At 39.8% G+C, this 18616-nt stretch carries 16 protein-coding genes; 12 read left to right on the forward strand and 4 right to left on the reverse strand.

Annotation, left to right across the window (positions count from 1 at the left end):
• Positions 1–242: 242 nt before the first annotated feature.
• Genes MMO38_RS12945 through MMO38_RS12955 form a run of 3 tightly spaced genes read left to right on the forward strand, consistent with a single transcriptional unit; the run spans position 243 to position 2433 of the window.
• On the forward strand, positions 243–716 hold the full coding sequence (locus MMO38_RS12945) for a YfiR family protein (RefSeq protein ID WP_241323827.1): 474 nt from the start codon (positions 243–245) through the stop codon (positions 714–716).
• 5 nt (positions 717–721) lie between these two features.
• A complete protein-coding gene (locus MMO38_RS12950) occupies positions 722–1945 on the forward strand; it encodes a diguanylate cyclase (RefSeq protein ID WP_241323796.1) in 1224 nt (407 codons plus the stop codon).
• Between the two features lie 8 nt (positions 1946–1953).
• A complete protein-coding gene (locus tag MMO38_RS12955; RefSeq protein WP_241323797.1) occupies positions 1954–2433 on the forward strand; it encodes an OmpA family protein in 480 nt (159 codons plus the stop codon).
• Positions 2434–2490: 57 nt separating this feature from the next.
• Here the strand turns inward: MMO38_RS12955 and MMO38_RS12960 are convergent, their stop codons facing one another.
• A complete protein-coding gene (locus MMO38_RS12960) occupies positions 2491–3501 on the reverse strand; it encodes a metallophosphoesterase (RefSeq protein WP_004672863.1) in 1011 nt (336 codons plus the stop codon).
• A gap of 169 nt (positions 3502–3670) precedes the next feature.
• On the opposite strand from MMO38_RS12960, the gene MMO38_RS12965 reads away from it, so the two are divergent.
• Positions 3671–5233: a phospholipase D family protein gene (locus tag MMO38_RS12965; protein ID WP_241323798.1), complete on the forward strand. Its 1563-nt coding sequence runs from the start codon at positions 3671–3673 to the stop codon at positions 5231–5233.
• A 1-nt stretch (position 5234) separates the two neighbouring features.
• On the opposite strand, the gene MMO38_RS12970 is transcribed toward MMO38_RS12965, so the two are convergent.
• Positions 5235–6059, reverse strand: a complete 825-nt coding sequence (locus tag MMO38_RS12970; protein ID WP_004672866.1) for a lysophospholipid acyltransferase family protein — start codon at positions 6057–6059, stop codon at positions 5235–5237.
• A gap of 414 nt (positions 6060–6473) precedes the next feature.
• On the opposite strand from MMO38_RS12970, the gene hflX reads away from it, so the two are divergent.
• The 4 genes from hflX (at position 6474) to MMO38_RS12990 (ending at position 9435) form a co-directional block, all read left to right on the forward strand.
• Positions 6474–7817 (forward strand): ribosome rescue GTPase HflX, encoded by a 1344-nt coding sequence (gene hflX / locus MMO38_RS12975; protein WP_241323799.1) that lies wholly within the window; start codon positions 6474–6476, stop codon positions 7815–7817.
• A gap of 43 nt (positions 7818–7860) precedes the next feature.
• Positions 7861–8223: a hypothetical protein gene (locus MMO38_RS12980; protein WP_004672872.1), complete on the forward strand. Its 363-nt coding sequence runs from the start codon at positions 7861–7863 to the stop codon at positions 8221–8223.
• Positions 8224–8234: 11 nt separating this feature from the next.
• Positions 8235–8903 carry an LrgB family protein gene (locus tag MMO38_RS12985; RefSeq protein WP_005193606.1) on the forward strand — a complete coding sequence of 223 codons (669 nt, stop codon included), beginning with the start codon at positions 8235–8237 and terminating at the stop codon, positions 8901–8903.
• 85 nt (positions 8904–8988) lie between these two features.
• A complete protein-coding gene (locus MMO38_RS12990) occupies positions 8989–9435 on the forward strand; it encodes a DUF2147 domain-containing protein (RefSeq protein WP_171063500.1) in 447 nt (148 codons plus the stop codon).
• Between the two features lie 72 nt (positions 9436–9507).
• On the opposite strand, the gene MMO38_RS12995 is transcribed toward MMO38_RS12990, so the two are convergent.
• Positions 9508–11691, reverse strand: coding sequence for a carboxy terminal-processing peptidase (locus MMO38_RS12995; RefSeq protein ID WP_241323800.1), 2184 nt, complete (start codon positions 11689–11691; stop codon positions 9508–9510).
• Between the two features lie 235 nt (positions 11692–11926).
• On the opposite strand from MMO38_RS12995, the gene nagZ reads away from it, so the two are divergent.
• Together nagZ and MMO38_RS13005 are read left to right on the forward strand one after the other, a co-directional pair.
• Complete coding sequence (gene nagZ / locus MMO38_RS13000; protein WP_241323801.1) at positions 11927–12946, forward strand: beta-N-acetylhexosaminidase; 1020 nt, start codon at positions 11927–11929, stop codon at positions 12944–12946.
• 339 nt (positions 12947–13285) lie between these two features.
• Positions 13286–14128, forward strand: coding sequence for a class I SAM-dependent methyltransferase (locus MMO38_RS13005; RefSeq protein ID WP_241323802.1), 843 nt, complete (start codon positions 13286–13288; stop codon positions 14126–14128).
• Between the two features lie 71 nt (positions 14129–14199).
• Here MMO38_RS13005 and MMO38_RS13010 read toward each other — a convergent pair whose 3' ends face one another.
• Positions 14200–15510, reverse strand: a complete 1311-nt coding sequence (locus MMO38_RS13010; RefSeq protein WP_241323803.1) for an alpha/beta hydrolase — start codon at positions 15508–15510, stop codon at positions 14200–14202.
• A gap of 355 nt (positions 15511–15865) precedes the next feature.
• On the opposite strand from MMO38_RS13010, the gene MMO38_RS13015 reads away from it, so the two are divergent.
• Together MMO38_RS13015 and MMO38_RS13020 are read left to right on the forward strand one after the other, a co-directional pair.
• A complete protein-coding gene (locus MMO38_RS13015) occupies positions 15866–17131 on the forward strand; it encodes a glutamate-5-semialdehyde dehydrogenase (RefSeq protein WP_241323804.1) in 1266 nt (421 codons plus the stop codon).
• 291 nt (positions 17132–17422) lie between these two features.
• A complete protein-coding gene (locus MMO38_RS13020) occupies positions 17423–18598 on the forward strand; it encodes an acetate kinase (RefSeq protein ID WP_241323805.1) in 1176 nt (391 codons plus the stop codon).
• The last annotated feature ends 18 nt before the right edge of the window (positions 18599–18616 follow it).

Here is an 18616-nt window from a genome sequence, read left to right on the forward strand (position 1 = left end):
TTTATCTGCATCACCGCCGATGGATGTGCATTCTACAGCATTTCCAACTCCACACAACCCCTTTTTTTAATTTATTGTGACGAGTGGGTGTTTTTTGAACTGATGAGTTACTTTTAATGCCTTTTCTTTGTAATTAAGAACTATTTTTAAACAATTAAGTCAAGTAGAATATGTTGATTGGTTCACACTTTTGGCTTTTTTGATTGAAGATACGGTCTGTTTTAAAAAAAACGCAATATTTATTGCTTGTAGTCTTATTTTCTACGAGCCAGTTTTCCTATGCCTCATCAAGTCATAACTTCTATGAGTTAGCTTTATCAATATTAAGTTATAGTAAATGGTCAAATACAACTCGCCCAACAATCTGCGTCATCGACAATTCTGAAGCAGCAGCTCAATTTCAAGTGAATATTCGACAGCTTGCATATGATTATCAAGTGCAACCGATCACCGTGAGAGACTTTGTAAAAACAGATTGCCATGTCGTGTACTTTTCTACGACATCCCCACAACAGCAGCATAATTTAATTCAATCACACCCTTCTCGCTCGTTACTGTCATTAAGCACCAACAATTCAGCTTGTGAGGTTGGGAGTATTTTTTGTTTATATAATAAAAAAACGTTTTCAACATTTAAGGTTAACTTGGATGCTTTGAGTGATTCCAAAGTTCATATTGATCCTCGAGTTTTACTCTTGGCAAAGAACACGGAGTAAACCGAGTGATTTCAAGTTTATACCAATCCACTTCTTTACATGCTTTATTCCGTAAATCCCAATTTACAATTTTTGCGATTACTTTTGTTATTTGCTCATTTACTTTTGCTACGATTTCTATGTTTACCATGGAAACTTACGCAAAACAGAATTTACAACTATTAAGCCAAACGGTGCTCGAGCGGATTCAACCAGCGGTTGTCTTTAAAGATAAAGGGACGATTGACCAAATCTTAGCTGACTACACAACGGGACATGCAATTCGTAGTATTCATGTCTACGATCCTCAAAAACAATTACTCGCCGAAAGTCACAAAACCATAGAACATACGTCTTTTCTACAAGATTTATTGGATAAATGGTTTTTACATGATCCAGTGCAGCTCAATATTATTCATCATAAAAAGCAAGTTGGTGAGTTGGTGCTCTATGGTAGTTCTGAAAATATTTTACATTTTCTAAAAACCATCATCATTGGTTTAGCAATTTCAATGCTTTTTATTGTGATTGCCTTATTGTGGTCAATCAATCTGACTTATCGTCAAATTATGCAAGCGATTAAACCATTGACACATATTGCTCAATTGGTGAGCGACCAAAAGGCTTACAATTTACGCTTCCCAAACAATCCGATTAGAGAGTTCCAAAATTTAAATACGGTATTTAACGAACTCTTAGAGGAAATTCAAATTTGGCATACACATTTACAGAAGGAGAATCGCCAGCTTTCATTCCAAGCACATCATGATCAACTCACTGGTCTACCGAACCGCAATTATTTCTATCAAGAATTGTTTAATATTTTTGAAAACCCGCAATACCGTCATAACTCTGCACTGTTATTTTTAGACAATAACAAGTTTAAAATTATTAATGATCAATATGGCCATTTAGCAGGAGATGCAGTTTTAGCCGAAATGGCTTTACGCTTGCAACAATCTGTTCGCCAAGAAGATTTTATTGCTCGCTTAGGTGGTGATGAATTTGCAATCATTTTGCATGCCATCCACCACGCTGACCATTTACAAGCCATTGCCGAAAATCTACTTGCAAGTTGCAAAGAACCATTAATTTTTAACGATCAAACGATTCATTTTGGCTTTAGTTTGGGAATCGCCTTTTCTCAGTTTGCTGAGAATCCTGAAGATTTGGTGATGCAAGCCGATCAAGCCATGTATAAAGCTAAAAACTTAAACCCTCATTGGTTTCTTTATAAACCAGAAATTTAGGATATGTTATGCGCACTCACACCCTTAAAATTTCATTTATTGCATTACTTTGCCTAACACTGGCTGGCTGTTTGAGTTTTGGGCCTTTAAAGTATCGTCAGGTCAAAATGTTAAAACAAGAAGGTTTCGTTTTAACAGACGAAGGCTGGAGTCTAGGTCTACCTGAACGTTTACTCTTTGATTTTAATCAAGCCGACATCAAACAAGAACATGCTAATGAGATTGCTCGCCTTGCGAAGCAATTAAATAAATACAATCTGCAAAAACTTAAAATTGTGGGTCATACTGATGATGTTGGTAATACAGAATATAATCAGAAACTTTCTGAGGAACGTGCTCAAAGCGTTTCGATGATCTTTCTGAATCAGGGCTTCAAGCAAAATAATTTAACAGTGATTGGTCGTGGCTCAAGTCAGCCTTATTTACCAAATACTTCAGAGGAAAACCGTGCCAGCAATCGTCGAGTCGCTGTGATCATTATTCCTTAGTTCTACGATCAACTCCATTTCAAAAAAGCCAACTCAATTGCAGTTGGCTTTTTTTATTTAAATCAATTCGATAATATCTATGGTTGGTGGAACTCTGAAACGGAATGGCACTCCGACCATTCCTGTGCCTACAGTCACAAAAACATCGGCATGTTCATGTGAGTAAAAACCTTTTTTATGCCCAAGGATAGATACTTTCTTCATAATATAACTAGTGATCCATGGCAACTCGATTTGCCCGCCATGAGTATGACCAGAAAGCATCAATGGCCGTATCGGCAACTCTGGGACCATATCAACGGTATCTGGATTATGCGATAAAATTAACCATGGTTTGTCCTGAGGCAAATCTGGCATAAAGCGCATATTCGCCTTACCTGCCCACAAGTCGCCAACACCAATCAAACGAAACTCTTCAAAATCAACAATCTTACTTTCAATATCAATGACATTGTTTTGTGCCAATGCTTCACTTAACAGACTTTGAATCGGCGGACCTGGATATTGTTCATCATGATTTCCAGGGACAGAGTAAACAGGCATTTTTAGCTTCTTCAGAACTTCAAGTTCTTGAACCAATCGATTTTCTGGCTCATAAGTCCAATCACCAGCCACCACCACCAAGTCTGGCTGTGCTTTATTCAGTTTTTTGACAATACTTTTTAATTGCCGCTCATGACCTGAAAACAATCCCACATGCATATCAGCAACCAATGCAACCTTGATGGGTTGCGTGAACTCACGTTTTGGATTTAAACGAAATTGATGGTATTTGACATGAATTTGATGTGGCTCAATAAAGCGAGCATAAACCAACAGACTACTGAGTATAAAAACGAAAGCAGCTTGATGTAAGTTGTAATATCCAGACCAACCCGCGTAAAGACTAAAAAACCAAAGCGGCACCAGTAAATAGGAGAGATAGAAAGCAAGTAAATGTACAAAAGCTTTGAAAGGATGAATCGTTTCTGTACGTGCTTGATGGATCCACGCCTCAATAAATGCCCAAAGCGCTAGAATTGCAAAAATAAGATAAAAACCAATAATAATAGGATCTGAATTCGACATTAACGTCCTCTTTCACTTTACTTTAGGGACATCCATCGCATCTTATATTTATCTTTTTCGATGAAATGGTATACTCAAGCCCAACATTTAATCAGTAACGATTATGGCGCAATTTTCTCATTTTAATCGCAAACATACAAAGATAAGCACAAGCGCTTACAATAAAAACATGCTTGCAATTTATTGCACCATTGTACTTACTGCTACAGGCTGTAGCACGCTACCTAAACATACCATCCAACCAGCGCCACAAGCCACATTACAAATTGATAGCTCACAGAGCTCATTAGCCCAAATCATTCGCCCCCTTCAACAACAGCATCCAGATCTCACAGGCTACCATGTTTTATTTGAACCATTAGAAGCCTTATCTGCACGTCTGAGTTTAATTGACAAAGCTGAGAAAAGTTTAGACCTACAATATTATATTTGGGACAATGATAAAGTCGGTGCGCTCGCCTTACATGCATTGATTGGTGCCGCAGATCGCGGTGTCAAAATAAGACTATTAATTGATGACAATAATGCAAAAAAGACCGAAGGGATTTTCCTCGCTTTGGCGCAACATCCGAACATTGAAGTCAAATTATTTAATCCCTATCGTTTCCGCAAATACCGTGCCGTTGATATGGTCTTGGACTTAAAGCGTATCAATCGACGGATGCATAACAAAAGTTTTATTGCAGATCATCAGATTGCACTGATCGGTGGGCGCAATATGACCAACCAATATTATAATGTCAGTGAAAATTATCAGTTTTCTGACGTAGATGTCATGTTATTTGGTACGGCGGTAAAAGATATTTCAGAATCTTTCGACGATTACTGGAAGCACGAATATGCCTATGATGTGCGAGAAGTTGTTAAGCAACGTTCACACCGCCTGAGTTATGAAAGCTTAAAACATCAGCTTGATGAACATTACAAACTGATCACAGTACAAAACTATTTAGACATCACCAATCACTCTCAAACCATTCATGCACTAATGAAGCAGGAGATTTCGCTTAATTGGGTCAAGGCAGAAGTCGTTAAAGACTCGCCTGACAAAATCAAGGCAAAAGCAAAAAAAGAAGAACATCTCAACTTCCAGTTACTCAATCATTTGGAACAGCCAGAAAAAAATATTGATTTAATTTCTGCTTATTTTGTACCAGAAAAAAAAGGCACAAAAATACTCACCGACTTGGCTCAAGATGGTATAGAGGTTAGAGTGCTCACCAATTCATTCAAAGCCAATGATGTTGCTGTTGTGCATGCTTTTTATGGAAAATATCGTCAGGAATTACTTGAAAATGGGGTGCAACTTTATGAGTTCCTACCTGCCATAGACAAAAGTGATCTGGATAAACGTACTGAAGAACTTGCTAAAAAAGCCAAAATCAGTATCAAAGGTTTAAGTCGTTCAAGTTTACATGCCAAGCTTATGGCTCTGGATGACAAACAAGTTTTTATTGGTTCTTTCAACTTTGATCCACGTTCTGCCTATTTAAATACAGAAATTGGGGTGTTGTTGAATAGTCCTGCCCTAGCAAAAGAAGTGCATGCCACCATGGACCAAAACTTAACTAAATATGCATATAAATTGGTCTTAGATGCTAACAACAAAATTACTTGGCATCGCCAAACTCCACAAGGACCTAAAATTTACACCAAAGAGCCTAAAATGAAATGGTGGCAAAAAGCAGGAATGAAAATAGTTTCATGGCTACCAATCGAAGGTTTTATGTAGTTTATTGATCTTGCGGAAGTGTTGTGAGCACTTTCTGTTGCAATTGTTTTAAACCTTCACGCATCCGCAGATCCACTTCTTTCGTCAGCGTTTCTACAGTATGTCCCTCTACAGGAATCGCGGGAAGCGTCAACAAATGTGCTGTCACTCTCGGCATTTCCAAAACACGTTGTACATGTTCCACAAAAGACATACTACCAATAAATGGCGCAACTAAATCTAGTTCCCCGTGTTGATTTTCATAGCAAATCACGCAGATTTGCACAGGTCGTTGTGCCTCTATTGCCGCCCCTAATAATCGCCCATGTACTTTTTTGACATTCCGACCATCGGTTGTGGTTGCTTCGGGGAAAAAGAGCACTGGAATGTCTTGTTTTAAAAACTCGGTAATCTGCTCTCGAATCCGCAGTGAATCACCTGAGCCACGCTTGATAAATAAAGTTCCGCCACCCTTGGCAATATTGCCCAGAATTGGCCATTTTTCCACTTCGGCTTTGGCCAAAAAGAAAACTCGAGCACCCGAACCCAGTACAGCAACATCTAACCATGAAATATGATTGCTCACCCATAACGCAGGTTCGCGCGGAATAACACCATGCACCTGTACATCAATATTAAAAACTTCACACAAACGGCGGCAGAAATATTGTACATAACGTGTATTTACGGGATTATTCGGATCTTTATATAAACCATGGCGATAAATAAGATAAAAGCCTTCACCAATGGTTTCTAAGCCTGAAGCCAACTTTCTACTATATAAATTAAATTTTGAGAATAAACTTAATGGTGAGTTGTCTTTTTCTACTGTTGCATCTTGAGTCATAAAATCATTAAAACCATAGAGTCAGTCAAAACTGAACATATATATATCGGATTGATCCAGTTATATCACGCCAATATCCACTTATAAAAGTTCGCTTGATAATAAAAACCGAATGTCAGCATAATTTTTTTCAATTTCAAATGATCTACCAGATCAATTATTGTAAGTTAATCGAATTTACAGATCAGCAGGTCATCAAATGAATCAATCCATCAAAACAACTGAGCAACAAAACACAATACCCTATGGCTATGCTTTAAAAATGATTTTGGGTTGGTCTATCTTATATATGGGAAGTCTTATTGCTTTTATTGAACTTATCTATCGCAATACAATATAAATCAACGAAGACTTTGCCCTTTGCTTTCAGTTTATCTTAGAATAGGACTTTAATGTCAAAGGTATGACAACAGCGTGGAATATTTAGAGCAACATCAAGGCGGTGAACGTGCAATTTTGGTGAGTGTATCTGTCCAATTGCTTGATGATCTTGATGGCGAAGAATTTCGGTTACTCGCTCAATCCGCAGGTGCTGACATCCTAGAACATATTTCTGTACAACGAAATAGACCCGATCCAAAATTCTTTATTGGTTCTGGCAAAGTCGATGAAATCGCAGAATTAGTCCAAAGCCTCGAAGCAGAATTAGTTATTTTTGACCATGCATTATCCCCTGCACAAGAACGCAATTTAGAACGCATCCTGAAATGCCGTGTCATTGACCGTACAGGCTTGATTTTGGATATCTTCGCATTACGTGCCCGTACTCATGAAGGTAAATTACAAGTTGAACTAGCTCAACTCAAACATTTATCGACCCGTCTGATTCGTGGTTTTACTGGCAATCTAGAACAACAAAAAGGTGGTATTGGTCTACGTGGTCCAGGCGAATCACAATTGGAAACCGACCGTCGACTCATTCGAGTCCGTATTACGCAGCTCAAAGATAAACTGGTTAAAGTACAACAAACCCGTTCACAAGGTCGTGCTGCACGTCAAAAAGCAGCAATCCCCACGATTTCTCTGGTGGGCTATACCAATGCAGGAAAATCAACTTTATTTAATATTTTAGCAAAAAGCGATGTCTATGCCGCAGACCAACTTTTCGCAACACTAGATCCGACTTTACGTCGTCTCGATTGGGATGGCATCGGTGCTGTTGTGATCGCAGATACCGTTGGATTTGTCAGAAATTTACAACATGATTTAGTTGAATCATTTAAAGCGACATTAGAAGAAACATTAGAAGCAACCTTACTGTTACATGTAATTGATAGTAGCAGCGCCAATATGTCTGAGCAGATCGAAGCTGTAGAATCTGTTCTGAAAGAAATTGGAGCAGACGCACCAATCTTGCATGTTTATAATAAAATTGACCTCAGCGGAGATACTGCAAAAATCCTCTATAAAGCGCCTGACCTTCCAGATCGTGTGTATTTGTCAGCTCATTCTGGTCAAGGATTAGAGTTACTCAGCCAAGCCGTACAACAATGCTTAATGGGACAATTACAACAATTCGATTTAGTTCTAAAACCTGCTTATGGCAAACTACGTACTCAGTTATATAGCCTCAACGTTATTCAGTCTGAATATCATGATGATCATGGTGATTTGCATTTATCAATCCGTATTGCGCCACAAAAATTGGAGCAACTGATTAAACAAGCACATTTGCCTTTAGACGAAATTTTAGGAAAGAAAGCATCCTTATTCCAGCGCACTTTGGAAGAGTTTGAGATACAGCATCCACCACTATAATTGCGATCAACCATCATTCAGATAGACGAGAGTAAGAGATCATATGAAAGAGATTGACTGGACAGCTTGGTTTTACACGATTTTATTAATTATTGTATTTCGTGAGGGTGCTGTCGCAATCACCAAGGTCTTTCATCATCCAGAATTAGGAAATCTCGTCGGACTGATTGCTTTACTGGCAACGTTATTGATTTGGAGAAAATATAGAAAAATTTCCAATCGTCTGATTGATACCAACAACAAGATCATGAAAGAAAGTGCCTTCGCATTCCTGCCTATTTGTGCGGGTTCATTGATTATGTTGGTTCATCTAGGTAAAGAAATTCCTGTATTTTTATTTATCTTAACCTTAAGTACGTTATTACCATTGTGGATTTACGCCAAAATGGCAAAACGCTGGTTATAGAGGTCCTATATATGTTTATGATTATTTACGGCTTCGTTATTACGCTTATTAGCTATCTCATCGCAAAACCACTCAATAAAAAAATCCCCCAGATTCCTTTAATTGTTTTCGCCATGTTTATTGTGATTGGATTATTGTTTATTTTAGGCGTGCCTTATCAACAATATATGAATAGCGTGAATAGCATCTTTAACCATCTACTTGGCTATGTCACCGTTGCCTTGGCGATTCCATTGGCAGCCATGCGCTATGATGATTTACCGATTAAATCCATGCTTGGAATTTTAGGCTTTGCAAGTATTAGTGCTGTAGCCTTACCAATGGGGCTTGCTTATTTACTACATATGTCTGAACCAACGATTATGGCGTTTGCTACACGCGCAGTGACTACTCCTATCGCACTGAATATTGCAACCCTATTACATGCTCCGTTGATGATGGTAACGCTGATCGTGATTTTATCTGGTGTTATTGGCGCAGCCTTTTCACCTTGGATCTTAAAACACATCAATGATGAACGTGCTTCTGGTTTGGCTTTAGGATTAGCGGCGCATGCCATCGGTACTGCTCAGGCGTGGCAACGAGGTCCAGTAACTGGGCGGTATGCAGCATTCGGGATGGCTGTTAATGGGGTGTTTACAGCCATTTGGCTACCAACCTTTATTTTATCTTTATCATAATTTTTGTCACAAATCTCATATTAATATTGAACTAGTTATTACAAATCACACATAATAGAACACTTGAACATTAAATGGATTTTTGATGATGGGGAAAAAATTAATAAGCGGTTTACTTTTATCTGTAATTAGCGGTTTTACTTTTGCAATCGATATTACAGGTATGTGGCAAAGTATCGATGACAAAACGGGTGCACCCAAAGCTTTAGTCGAAATTCGCCAAGAATCGAATGGAACCTATACGGGTAAAATTGTAAAACTTACACCTCGTATAGGCTATACACCAAAGGAAAAATGTATAGACTGTCCACCACCTTATACCGATAAACCAATCGTCGGATTGGATGTCGTTACAGGATTAAAGTATAGCGAAGGCTTAAACTATACCAATGGTCGTATTCTTGATCCGAATACAGGCAAAATTTATAGCATGAGAGCTAAACTGAATGCCAACGGCAAGCGCTTACACTTACGTGGTTATTTAGGTGTTTCCGCGTTAGGTCGCAATCAGATTTGGATTCGTGCCGATTAAAATCGGCCTCGTCCTGAAACAGAAAAGCCCTATTTTTTAATAGGGCTTTTCTTATGAGGGATTGTGAAGAAATTAACGTCCTTGTAGCTTGGCGTAATCTAAAAGCACATTCGCAGCCTCAGTCACAAAAACCTCTTCTTCTGGCAATGCTGGGCGTTGATGCGCTTTCATCTTGGCACGCGATTCAACTAGCGCATCAATTGACGCTTGATAGCTTTCCCAATTTGCATAAGGCTTTTGACCTGTTGCTAAACGACGTTGGTTTTCTGCATTTAATGTTTGTTGCTCTAAATCAATTAACTCTGCACGACGTTGGTTGATATCCAAAACAACTTTCTTCTGAGCAGAGGTTTTCTGAGCAATCGCTTTACGCGTTTCTAAGTATTTGAACTGAGAATCTGCTGCAACACGTTGAGCAGAAAATTCAGACAACTTCGCTACATAAGGCTGCACTGAACCTTCTCGTTTAAACGGTGCGGTTGGAATGGTATCCCATTTCAAAGCATTTTTCGCTTTACGCTCACCAAATTCTTCATTGTAAATATCAACCAGCTTAATGTCTGGAATCACCCCTTTATTCTGGGTACTGCCACCAGTAACACGATAAAACTTACGCTGTGTCAGTGTCGCTTGACCATAAGCCAATGAATCTAACTGAACCTGAGCCGTGCCTTTTCCTGTCGTCGTGCTACCAATCACGATGCCACGCTCATAATCTTGAATCGCCGCAGAATAAATCTCGCTCGCAGACGCAGAAGCCAAGTTGACGAGAACAGCTAACGGACCTGCATAAGCTTGTACGCCACCATCAGTGTCTTCAAAGACATTAACATTGCCATTGCCATCACGGATCTGCACCACAGGACCTGATTTGATTACTTGCCCCAACATACGGGCAACTTCTTCTAAAGACCCACCCGGATCGTTTCGTAGATCAATTAAGATCCCTTCAACTTTCTTCGCTTTCAGTTCTTCTAAGGCCTTGGCAGTATCGACAGAAACCGAACGGTATTCAGTGCCCGCACGACGTGAACGGTAATCAAAATAAAATGATGGAATCTCAATAACACCAAAGAGATGCTTTTTGCCATCGCGGGTGATTTCAACCGTACGTGAACGAACACCTGCATCTTCTTCTTGAATAATATCGCGAACCAAAGTGACATTACGTGCCTGACTCATTGCAGCACCTGTGCCTAACAAGCGCACCACAACTTTGGTTCCACGTTTACCACGAATTAACCCTACAATTTCTGAACTCGGCCAACCGATTACATCCACCATTTTCTCGCCATCTTGAGCAACCCCAATAATGCGATCTCCTGATTTCACTTGACCTGATTTACTTGCTGGACCACCTTCGACGATCGTTTCAATTCGTGTGTAATCTTCATTGCCACGCTCAGGGCGAATCGAAACACCGATCCCTTCTAAACGCAAAGTGGTTTGACGATTCAACTCCATCGCATCAATCGGTGGATAATAATTACTGTGCGGATCATAGGTCGCCAACATCGCATTCAATGTCTTTTCTAGCACATCATCACTTTTCACACGCCCCATTCGCTCTAACTGACGTGTATAGCGTTTAGTTAGGGTTTGAACAGGTGTTAAATCTTCTGGTCCAGTCAAATCTTGACCATTTGCAAGTGATGGATTCTCTTTCAATGCTTTTTGTTTGGCTTGCTCTTCTTCTTTGCTGATCGTTAAATTAATCAGTTGTGAAACCAGCATCTTTTGCCAGTGGGCTTGTTGTTCAGCTTTGGTATTAAAATAAGGTACTTTTTCACGATCGATATCCAGATAAACATCTTTCTGCTGCAAGTTTTGCGGCTTTTTCAATTCAGCCAACATAAACTCATAGAACTCTCTTAATCGCTCTCGATATTGCGCATGAATCGCAAAAGGACCTGTGAGGTTTCCAGCTTTAAGTGATCCACCAAAATTTGAACCATATTTATTCTTATAATCTTCAACTTCATTGCTTAAAAATAATGAATGATCTGGATCAAGGCTATCAAGATACATATCTAAAATACGTTTTGAAGTCGTCGCATCTAAACGCATATTGAGATAATGCTGACGATCAACCAGTGTTGCTAACTGACGCGCGACCAATGCTTGTTCTTGTGATGGCTTGATCACCGTTGAAACGGCAGACGCTTCTGTCGCCGCAATAGCCTCATTCATGGTATGAGAGAAAAATAAACCACCAGTCGCAATTGCAACTGCACACGCTATCATTTGAAGTTTCATAAAATTTTGGTGCTTCCTTGGATATGGCAATTATTACACGCTGATCATATCGATATGAACATATTTCATTCAGTATTTATCAGCCTGTAAACTCGTCGGTTGCTATAAATAACGTCTCAACGAGTATTTATCATCAATATCATGTAGTTTTATCATATTCTGTACTGACAAAATGTAGCAAATCATTGCACAATTTAGCTATCGTTTTTTTCATCAAAATTCAAACGGAATCCATATGATCGGCGCGTTGATGCTAGATATAGCTGGCACAGAACTTACTCAAGAAGATATTGAACTCTTACAAGCGCCACAAGTCGGTGGCATGATTTTATTTGGACGTAACATTGAATCCCCTCAGCAGGTTCGCGCTTTAACCGATCATATGCGTCAAGTCCGCCCTGACATTCTGATTGCAGTCGATCAGGAAGGTGGTCGCGTACAACGCTTAAGACAAGGGTTTACTTTACTACCTGCAATGGGTCGACTCGGTGAACACTATATCCACAATCCTCAACAGGCAATTGAACTGGCAGAACAATGCGGTTGGCTCATGGCGATTGAGGTTCTTGCGGTCGGTATTGATTTTAGTTTTGCGCCTGTTTTAGACCTGAATGATGTCAGTGATGTGATCGGTGATCGTGGTTTTGCTAAAAACATGCAAGATATCGTACCACTTGCAGATGCCTTTATGCGCGGCATGAAAAAAGCAGGCATGGCAACCACAGGCAAACACTTTCCTGGACATGGTTCAGTCAAAGCAGATTCGCATGTCGCAGCAGCAATTGATAGCCGTTCATATCAGGAAATCTATGATAAAGACATGCAGAGCTTTATTCAGTTGATGCCACAACTTGATGCGCTGATGCCAGCCCATGTGATTTATGATCAAGTTGATCCAAACCCAGCAGGCTTCTCACCATTTTGGTTGCAAAATGTTTTACGCCAACAACTTAAATATGATGGCGTTCTCTTCTCAGATGATTTAAGTATGCAAGCTGCGTGTGTGGCGGGTGGTGCTGATGCGCGTATCCAAGCAGCATTAAACGCTGGCTGTGATATGGGTTTGGTCTGCAATGATCGCGCTGCTGCTTGTACCGCATTAGACGGGATCCAAGCACTTGCTTTACCAAATCAACAGCGTTTGGAACGTATGCGTGGTAAAATCCCAAATATTCAGGTGGGCACAACACTGACATTAGATGAAAACTGGCAAACCGTCAGAAAAGCCATTGAAGAATTTAAGAATTCGTTTTAACTTTACTAAGATTTTTTAATCTTTTTATGAACATAATTGAATCTTGCCGAGTGCTCATCTGATTAAAGGATTTTGCCTTCGGCTCGACTTACTTTTCAGGGATGAAAAGTAAGCAAAAATATTTCGCAGCTTTAGTCGCTGCTCATAGGCTGTGGGTACATCCTGAGCAATTTCAAAGCAACGCTTTGAAAGCAGCGCAAGACCAGATCAACTGGCGGCATCCATGCCGTCCCACGATAGTAAATAACAAACCTAAAATCGGATTTTGTGGAAAAATCTCAATTTTAAAAAAAGATTAATTTTATATATCCAAATTAGGAAAAATAGAGTCTAGGACAGATGACACAACAACTTTCGAAACATCGCCACATTTCATTTACAGCGCACTATACGGGGTATATTTGGTATCAAATGGGGATTTCACATCCTGCATTCGCAACCGCAAAAGGAAAAACACTTGCAGCTTTAGTCCACCCAATTGAAAGTTGGGCGGAAAAATATGTCGGTGGCAGCATGCGTACCACCTTAAAACAACGGCACACCATGCTCGATACGCATTTAAAAGCATTGATTGAACAACATCCTCATTTACAAGTGCTCGAAATTGCGTGTGGCTTATCCCCTCGTGGTTGGTGGTTTAGACAACACTATCCAGATATCACCTTTCGCGAACTCGACCTACCAGACATGGCCGCAACAAAACAAGCTGCGCTACAACAGATTGAAACACATGCAGATGAAGTGCTTTCTGTAGATTTATTCACAGATGCTTTTGCAACAGCTTTTGAAACATTTGATCCGACCCGTCCACTGGTCATTATCAGCGAAGGATTGATTAACTATTTTGATAAACCGCTATTACAACAGCTCATCAAATCAATCGCTATCTATGGCAATGGCTTTAAAGAATTGCATTACTTAACTGATGTTTATCCTGAGCCAACTCAAAATAAACTTGCCACCATTATTTGGAATAGCAGCCGCTTACTAAAATGGATGTCACGCAGTGCTTTTAGTTTTCATTTTAAAACCGCGATTGAAGTTGAAAACTTTTTTAAAGAGGCAGGCTTTAAACAGGTTGAGGTACTACAACCCAAACAGTTTTTTGAACAAGTCACTTTAGAAAATAAACAACAACATTTAGGCGATCTCGTCTGGACGATTCAAGCACGTAATAAATAGCCCCAATAAAAAAGAGAAGTGACTATTATCTATTCACTTCTCTTTTTTTAAATCTGTTTGTAATGGTTAAATCAAACGCGTTTTTGGCGCTCGATAAAACGAGTTAAACGTTCAGCAACGTCAAAGCTACCGTGTTTAAACAAGATACGTAAACCTTGTTCAGTGATATCAAAAATTAAGCATTCAATTTTAAACTCACCTTCCTCATCAGCCAAATGCAAGGCTAAGTCACGGGGATGCTGACGAATAAAATCAAGCTGACCCAAGTCATCGACTTTCAAATACACACCAAAGAAAGTGATATCTACAATTTTAACAGCAGCTTCAGTCTCTAAATGACGATGTGTCAATTTTGAATCTGGTTGTAAAACAGCAATTCGCTCTTCACCACGACGCTCAATCTGTTCCATTTGCTCACGCGTCATCGAAATAATGCCATCAAGATGATCGATGGACTCACCTTTCAAAAATGAGGTAAACAAATTCATGGTTTCTTTACGGCGTTGCAACTGCGGTACGTGGTCTGCATTGGCAATCAAAGCAAATTGCATATCTTGGCACTGCAAAGCAAAATCTGCATTTTCATGTGGCAAAGTAAAGCTATCGTACTGCCCTGCTGCAACCAATGTTTTGCATTGTGGTACAGGTACATTACTTAAGCGCAATAAACGATTACAGTTAATTTCATAACGTTCACGCTCAGTGCTGCTGAAATCAGCCATTTGTCTAAAAAACAGACGCTTTGCTGTTGGTGACATACGGGTTTTATCAAGTTTGGCATGATTGACTAAATAGAGAATGACTGCTTGACCAAATTCTTCCATGCGATCTTCACGCATTAAATGCAATGATTCTTCGAGCAACATGCGCCAGCTTTTACGTGTCTTTTGCATCACGCCCATCAACACCATACGATCCATAAGCTCTGGGCGTTGATCAGCAAATGAAGATGCGATAACAGAACCTAATGACATCCCCATCATTGAAACTTTATCAATTCCAACGATATCGAGCCATTGCCCCAGCATTTTAGACAAATCTGGTAATTCGAGTATTGAAGCTGACGCACCTGTATCGACATTACGAATTTGTTGATTTGAGCCCATTGAAGGTAAGTCAATCAAGATAACAGGACCGCTCTCAAAGAGTTGCTCAACACAATACTTATAAGAGTTAAAGTTTTGAAATGCGCCCCCGACAATTACAATCGGCGTGTTGTGGATCGTTTTAGGATCTGCAATTGCCATATATTCAATTTTCCAACCATCAATCCACGTTGTACGCGCTGGTTGTTTAAAACTGTTTTTATTGTAGATGTCAAAAAAACCAAAGCCTGTGAAGCTATGATTTAAATCCGAGTCCATTTGGATAATGGAATTCATGTCCTTCCTCCATCCTTGTTTATTTTTCTGTTGCAAGCATGTCATTTTTAGCGACCCTGCCCTGCAAGTTAACAAATTTATAAAATTTGTATTACATTTATCCTATACTTTTTCATTCTATACAAATGCATGTTTTATACGCAATCATTTCCTTAACCACTTATCTTGTTTAGACCAATAATCTTTTGCAAAATATGTATTCAGATCCTGATATTCTGTATATTTATCGCATAAAAATAAAAAAAATTGCGCCAATTAACAATTTGTAATTTTTTTGAATTGTCAGTTCCGCCTATTCATTGTTCGGCATTTGACTGTTACTATCTTTATAAATACATGCAATCATCAAAATGCTATGCAAGACTCTATTCAAAACTATATGCAACAGGTAGGTACTCAAGCGCGCCAAGCGTCAAGTGTTTTAATGAGTGCACCAACTCATTTGAAAAATCATGCTTTGTCTGCAATTTATACCGCTTTAGAAAACAATCAAGCGCAAATTTTGGCAGCCAATCAGATTGACATGAATAACGGACGTCAACGCCAATTAGACAATGCGTTGCTTGATCGTTTAGAGCTGACCCCTGCACGTTTTAAAGGAATGCTACAAGGCTTAAAAGATGTAATCGGCCTCATTGACCCGATTGGGGAAATTACAGATCTCGCCTATCGTCCATCTGGTATTCAGTTGGGTAAAATGCGTGTTCCGCTTGGTGTCGTTGGGATGATTTATGAATCAAGACCCAATGTGACTCTTGAAGCTGCATCATTGGCATTAAAATCTGGTAATGCCATCATTTTACGTGGTGGATCAGAAGCATTGGAATCAAACAAAGCGATTGCTCTTGCGATCCAACATGGCCTACAAATATCTGGTTTGCCTGAACACGCCGTTCAAGTCATTGATACCCCTGATCGCGCAGCAGTCGGTTATTTAATCACAATGACTGAATTCGTCGATGTGATTATACCGCGTGGTGGAAAAAGCCTGATCGAACGTATCAGTCAAGAAGCACGTATTCCTGTGATTAAACATTTAGATGGTAACTGCCATGTTTTTGTTGAAGCTCAAGCCGATCTACAAAAAGCTTTGCCTATCGCACTGAATGCCAAAACGCATCGCTACGGTGTTTGTAATGCCATGGAAACGTTATTGGTAGATGAAGCAATCGCTGAGGAGTTTTTACCGCGTATCGCAGAACTCTATGCTGAGAAGCAAGTTGAACTGCGTGGATGCCCTGAAACACAACGCATTTTGGGTATATCGGTTAAAACAGCGACTGAGGAAGATTGGTATACAGAATACTTAGGTCCAATCCTTGCAATTAAAGTTGTAACCGGGATGAATGAGGCGATTGAGCATATCAATAAGTACGGCTCTCATCATACCGATGCGATTATTACGGAAAACTTTAGTCTGGCACGTGAGTTCTTGGCACGAGTTGATTCAAGTTCTGTAATGATCAATGCTTCAACGCGTTTTGCTGATGGTTTTGAATATGGATTAGGTGCGGAAATCGGCATTTCTACCGATAAGATCCATGCGCGTGGCCCAGTTGGTTTAGAGGGCTTAACTTCTCAGAAATGGATCGTTTTTGGAGATGGCCAAATCCGCCAATAACCTAAACTATCTCATTTAAACCCCGACACGATAAAGCGCATTAAATTGATCTTTATCGTGTTTTTATATATTTTCATACAAAAATACGGCGAAAACCAACAGATTAATCAAAAGAACCTGTTATTTACAAACTATACTAAATAATAAGTTGATTTATAAAACAGTTGTATAGGCTAAAGTCTATTTTGCCCATGCAACACCACATGCTAAAACATAGCGCTTGTTACTGCTTATAAAACGCAGTCAAATCAAGCTCTCATCATAAAATTAGAATTTGTTAGGTGGTCAAACGTGGCGATATCTGTACTGGTAATAAACTGTGGTTCATCATCTATTAAATATGCGCTTATCTCAGAACGCCGCGAAGATCGCATTTATGGTCTAGCAGAAAACTTGGGCGCAGCTGATGCTCGGATTAAAGGTATCACTCTTGGTGGTGAAGCACTTGAACTCTCGATTCCGTATGCTGATCATGCCAAAGCTTTAGAAACCCTGCTCGCACGTTTATCCAACTACAATCCTCAAGCCATTGGGCATCGTGTGGTACATGGTGGCAATATGACCCATGCTGAGCAATTAACCCAACAAACGATTGATCGCATTCGTGACGCAATTCCACTTGCACCTTTGCACAATCCCGCAAATTTGATTGGGATTGAGGCAACCATGGCGTTATTTCCACAACTCCCTCAAGTGGCTGTCTTTGATACGGCATTCCATCAAACTATGCCTGAACGCGCCTATCGTTATGCCTTACCACAATTTTTATATGATCAGCACCAAGTTCGTCGTTATGGCTTCCATGGTACTAGTCATGCTTATGTGACAGAACGCGCCAGTGAGTTAGCAGGTCAGAAGAACCAAGGCGGTTGGCTCAGTGCCCACTTAGGCAATGGCAGCTCGACCTGTGCGGTTTGGAATGGACAGAGCCTTGACACTTCGATGGGCATGACCCCACTTGAAGGTGTCGTGATGGGTACCCGTAGTGGTGATGTTGATCCAAGCTTACCTTTATTTTTATCCAATAATTTAGGCTGGGATATTCAAAAAATTGACAGCATGCTCAATAAAGACAGTGGCTTACTCGGTTTGTCAGGGCTCTCCAATGACATGCGTACGTTGGTTGAAGCATCTGAAAATGGACATGAAGGTGCAACACTCGCTATAGAAGTCTTCTGCTATCGACTCGCAAAATCTTTATCGGCACTGAGTTGTGCCCTTCCTCGCTTAGATGGTTTAATCTTTACGGGTGGGATTGGTGAAAATTCTACCGATGTGCGTGAAAAGACTTTAGGGTATTTATCACACTTTGGTCTGCAATTTAGTCAAGAGAAAAATAATAGCTTAGCGCGAGGTAGCGAAGGCCGTATCGACCAAGGTACAGGTCCACAAATCTGGGTTATTCCAACGGATGAAGAAGGTCGTATTGCCAAAGAAACGCGCCAAGTGCTTGAACAAACTGTTTAACCTACTCAATAAAAAATT

The organism is Acinetobacter sp. NIPH 1852 (assembly GCF_022549455.1).
GTDB lineage: Bacteria > Pseudomonadota > Gammaproteobacteria > Pseudomonadales > Moraxellaceae > Acinetobacter.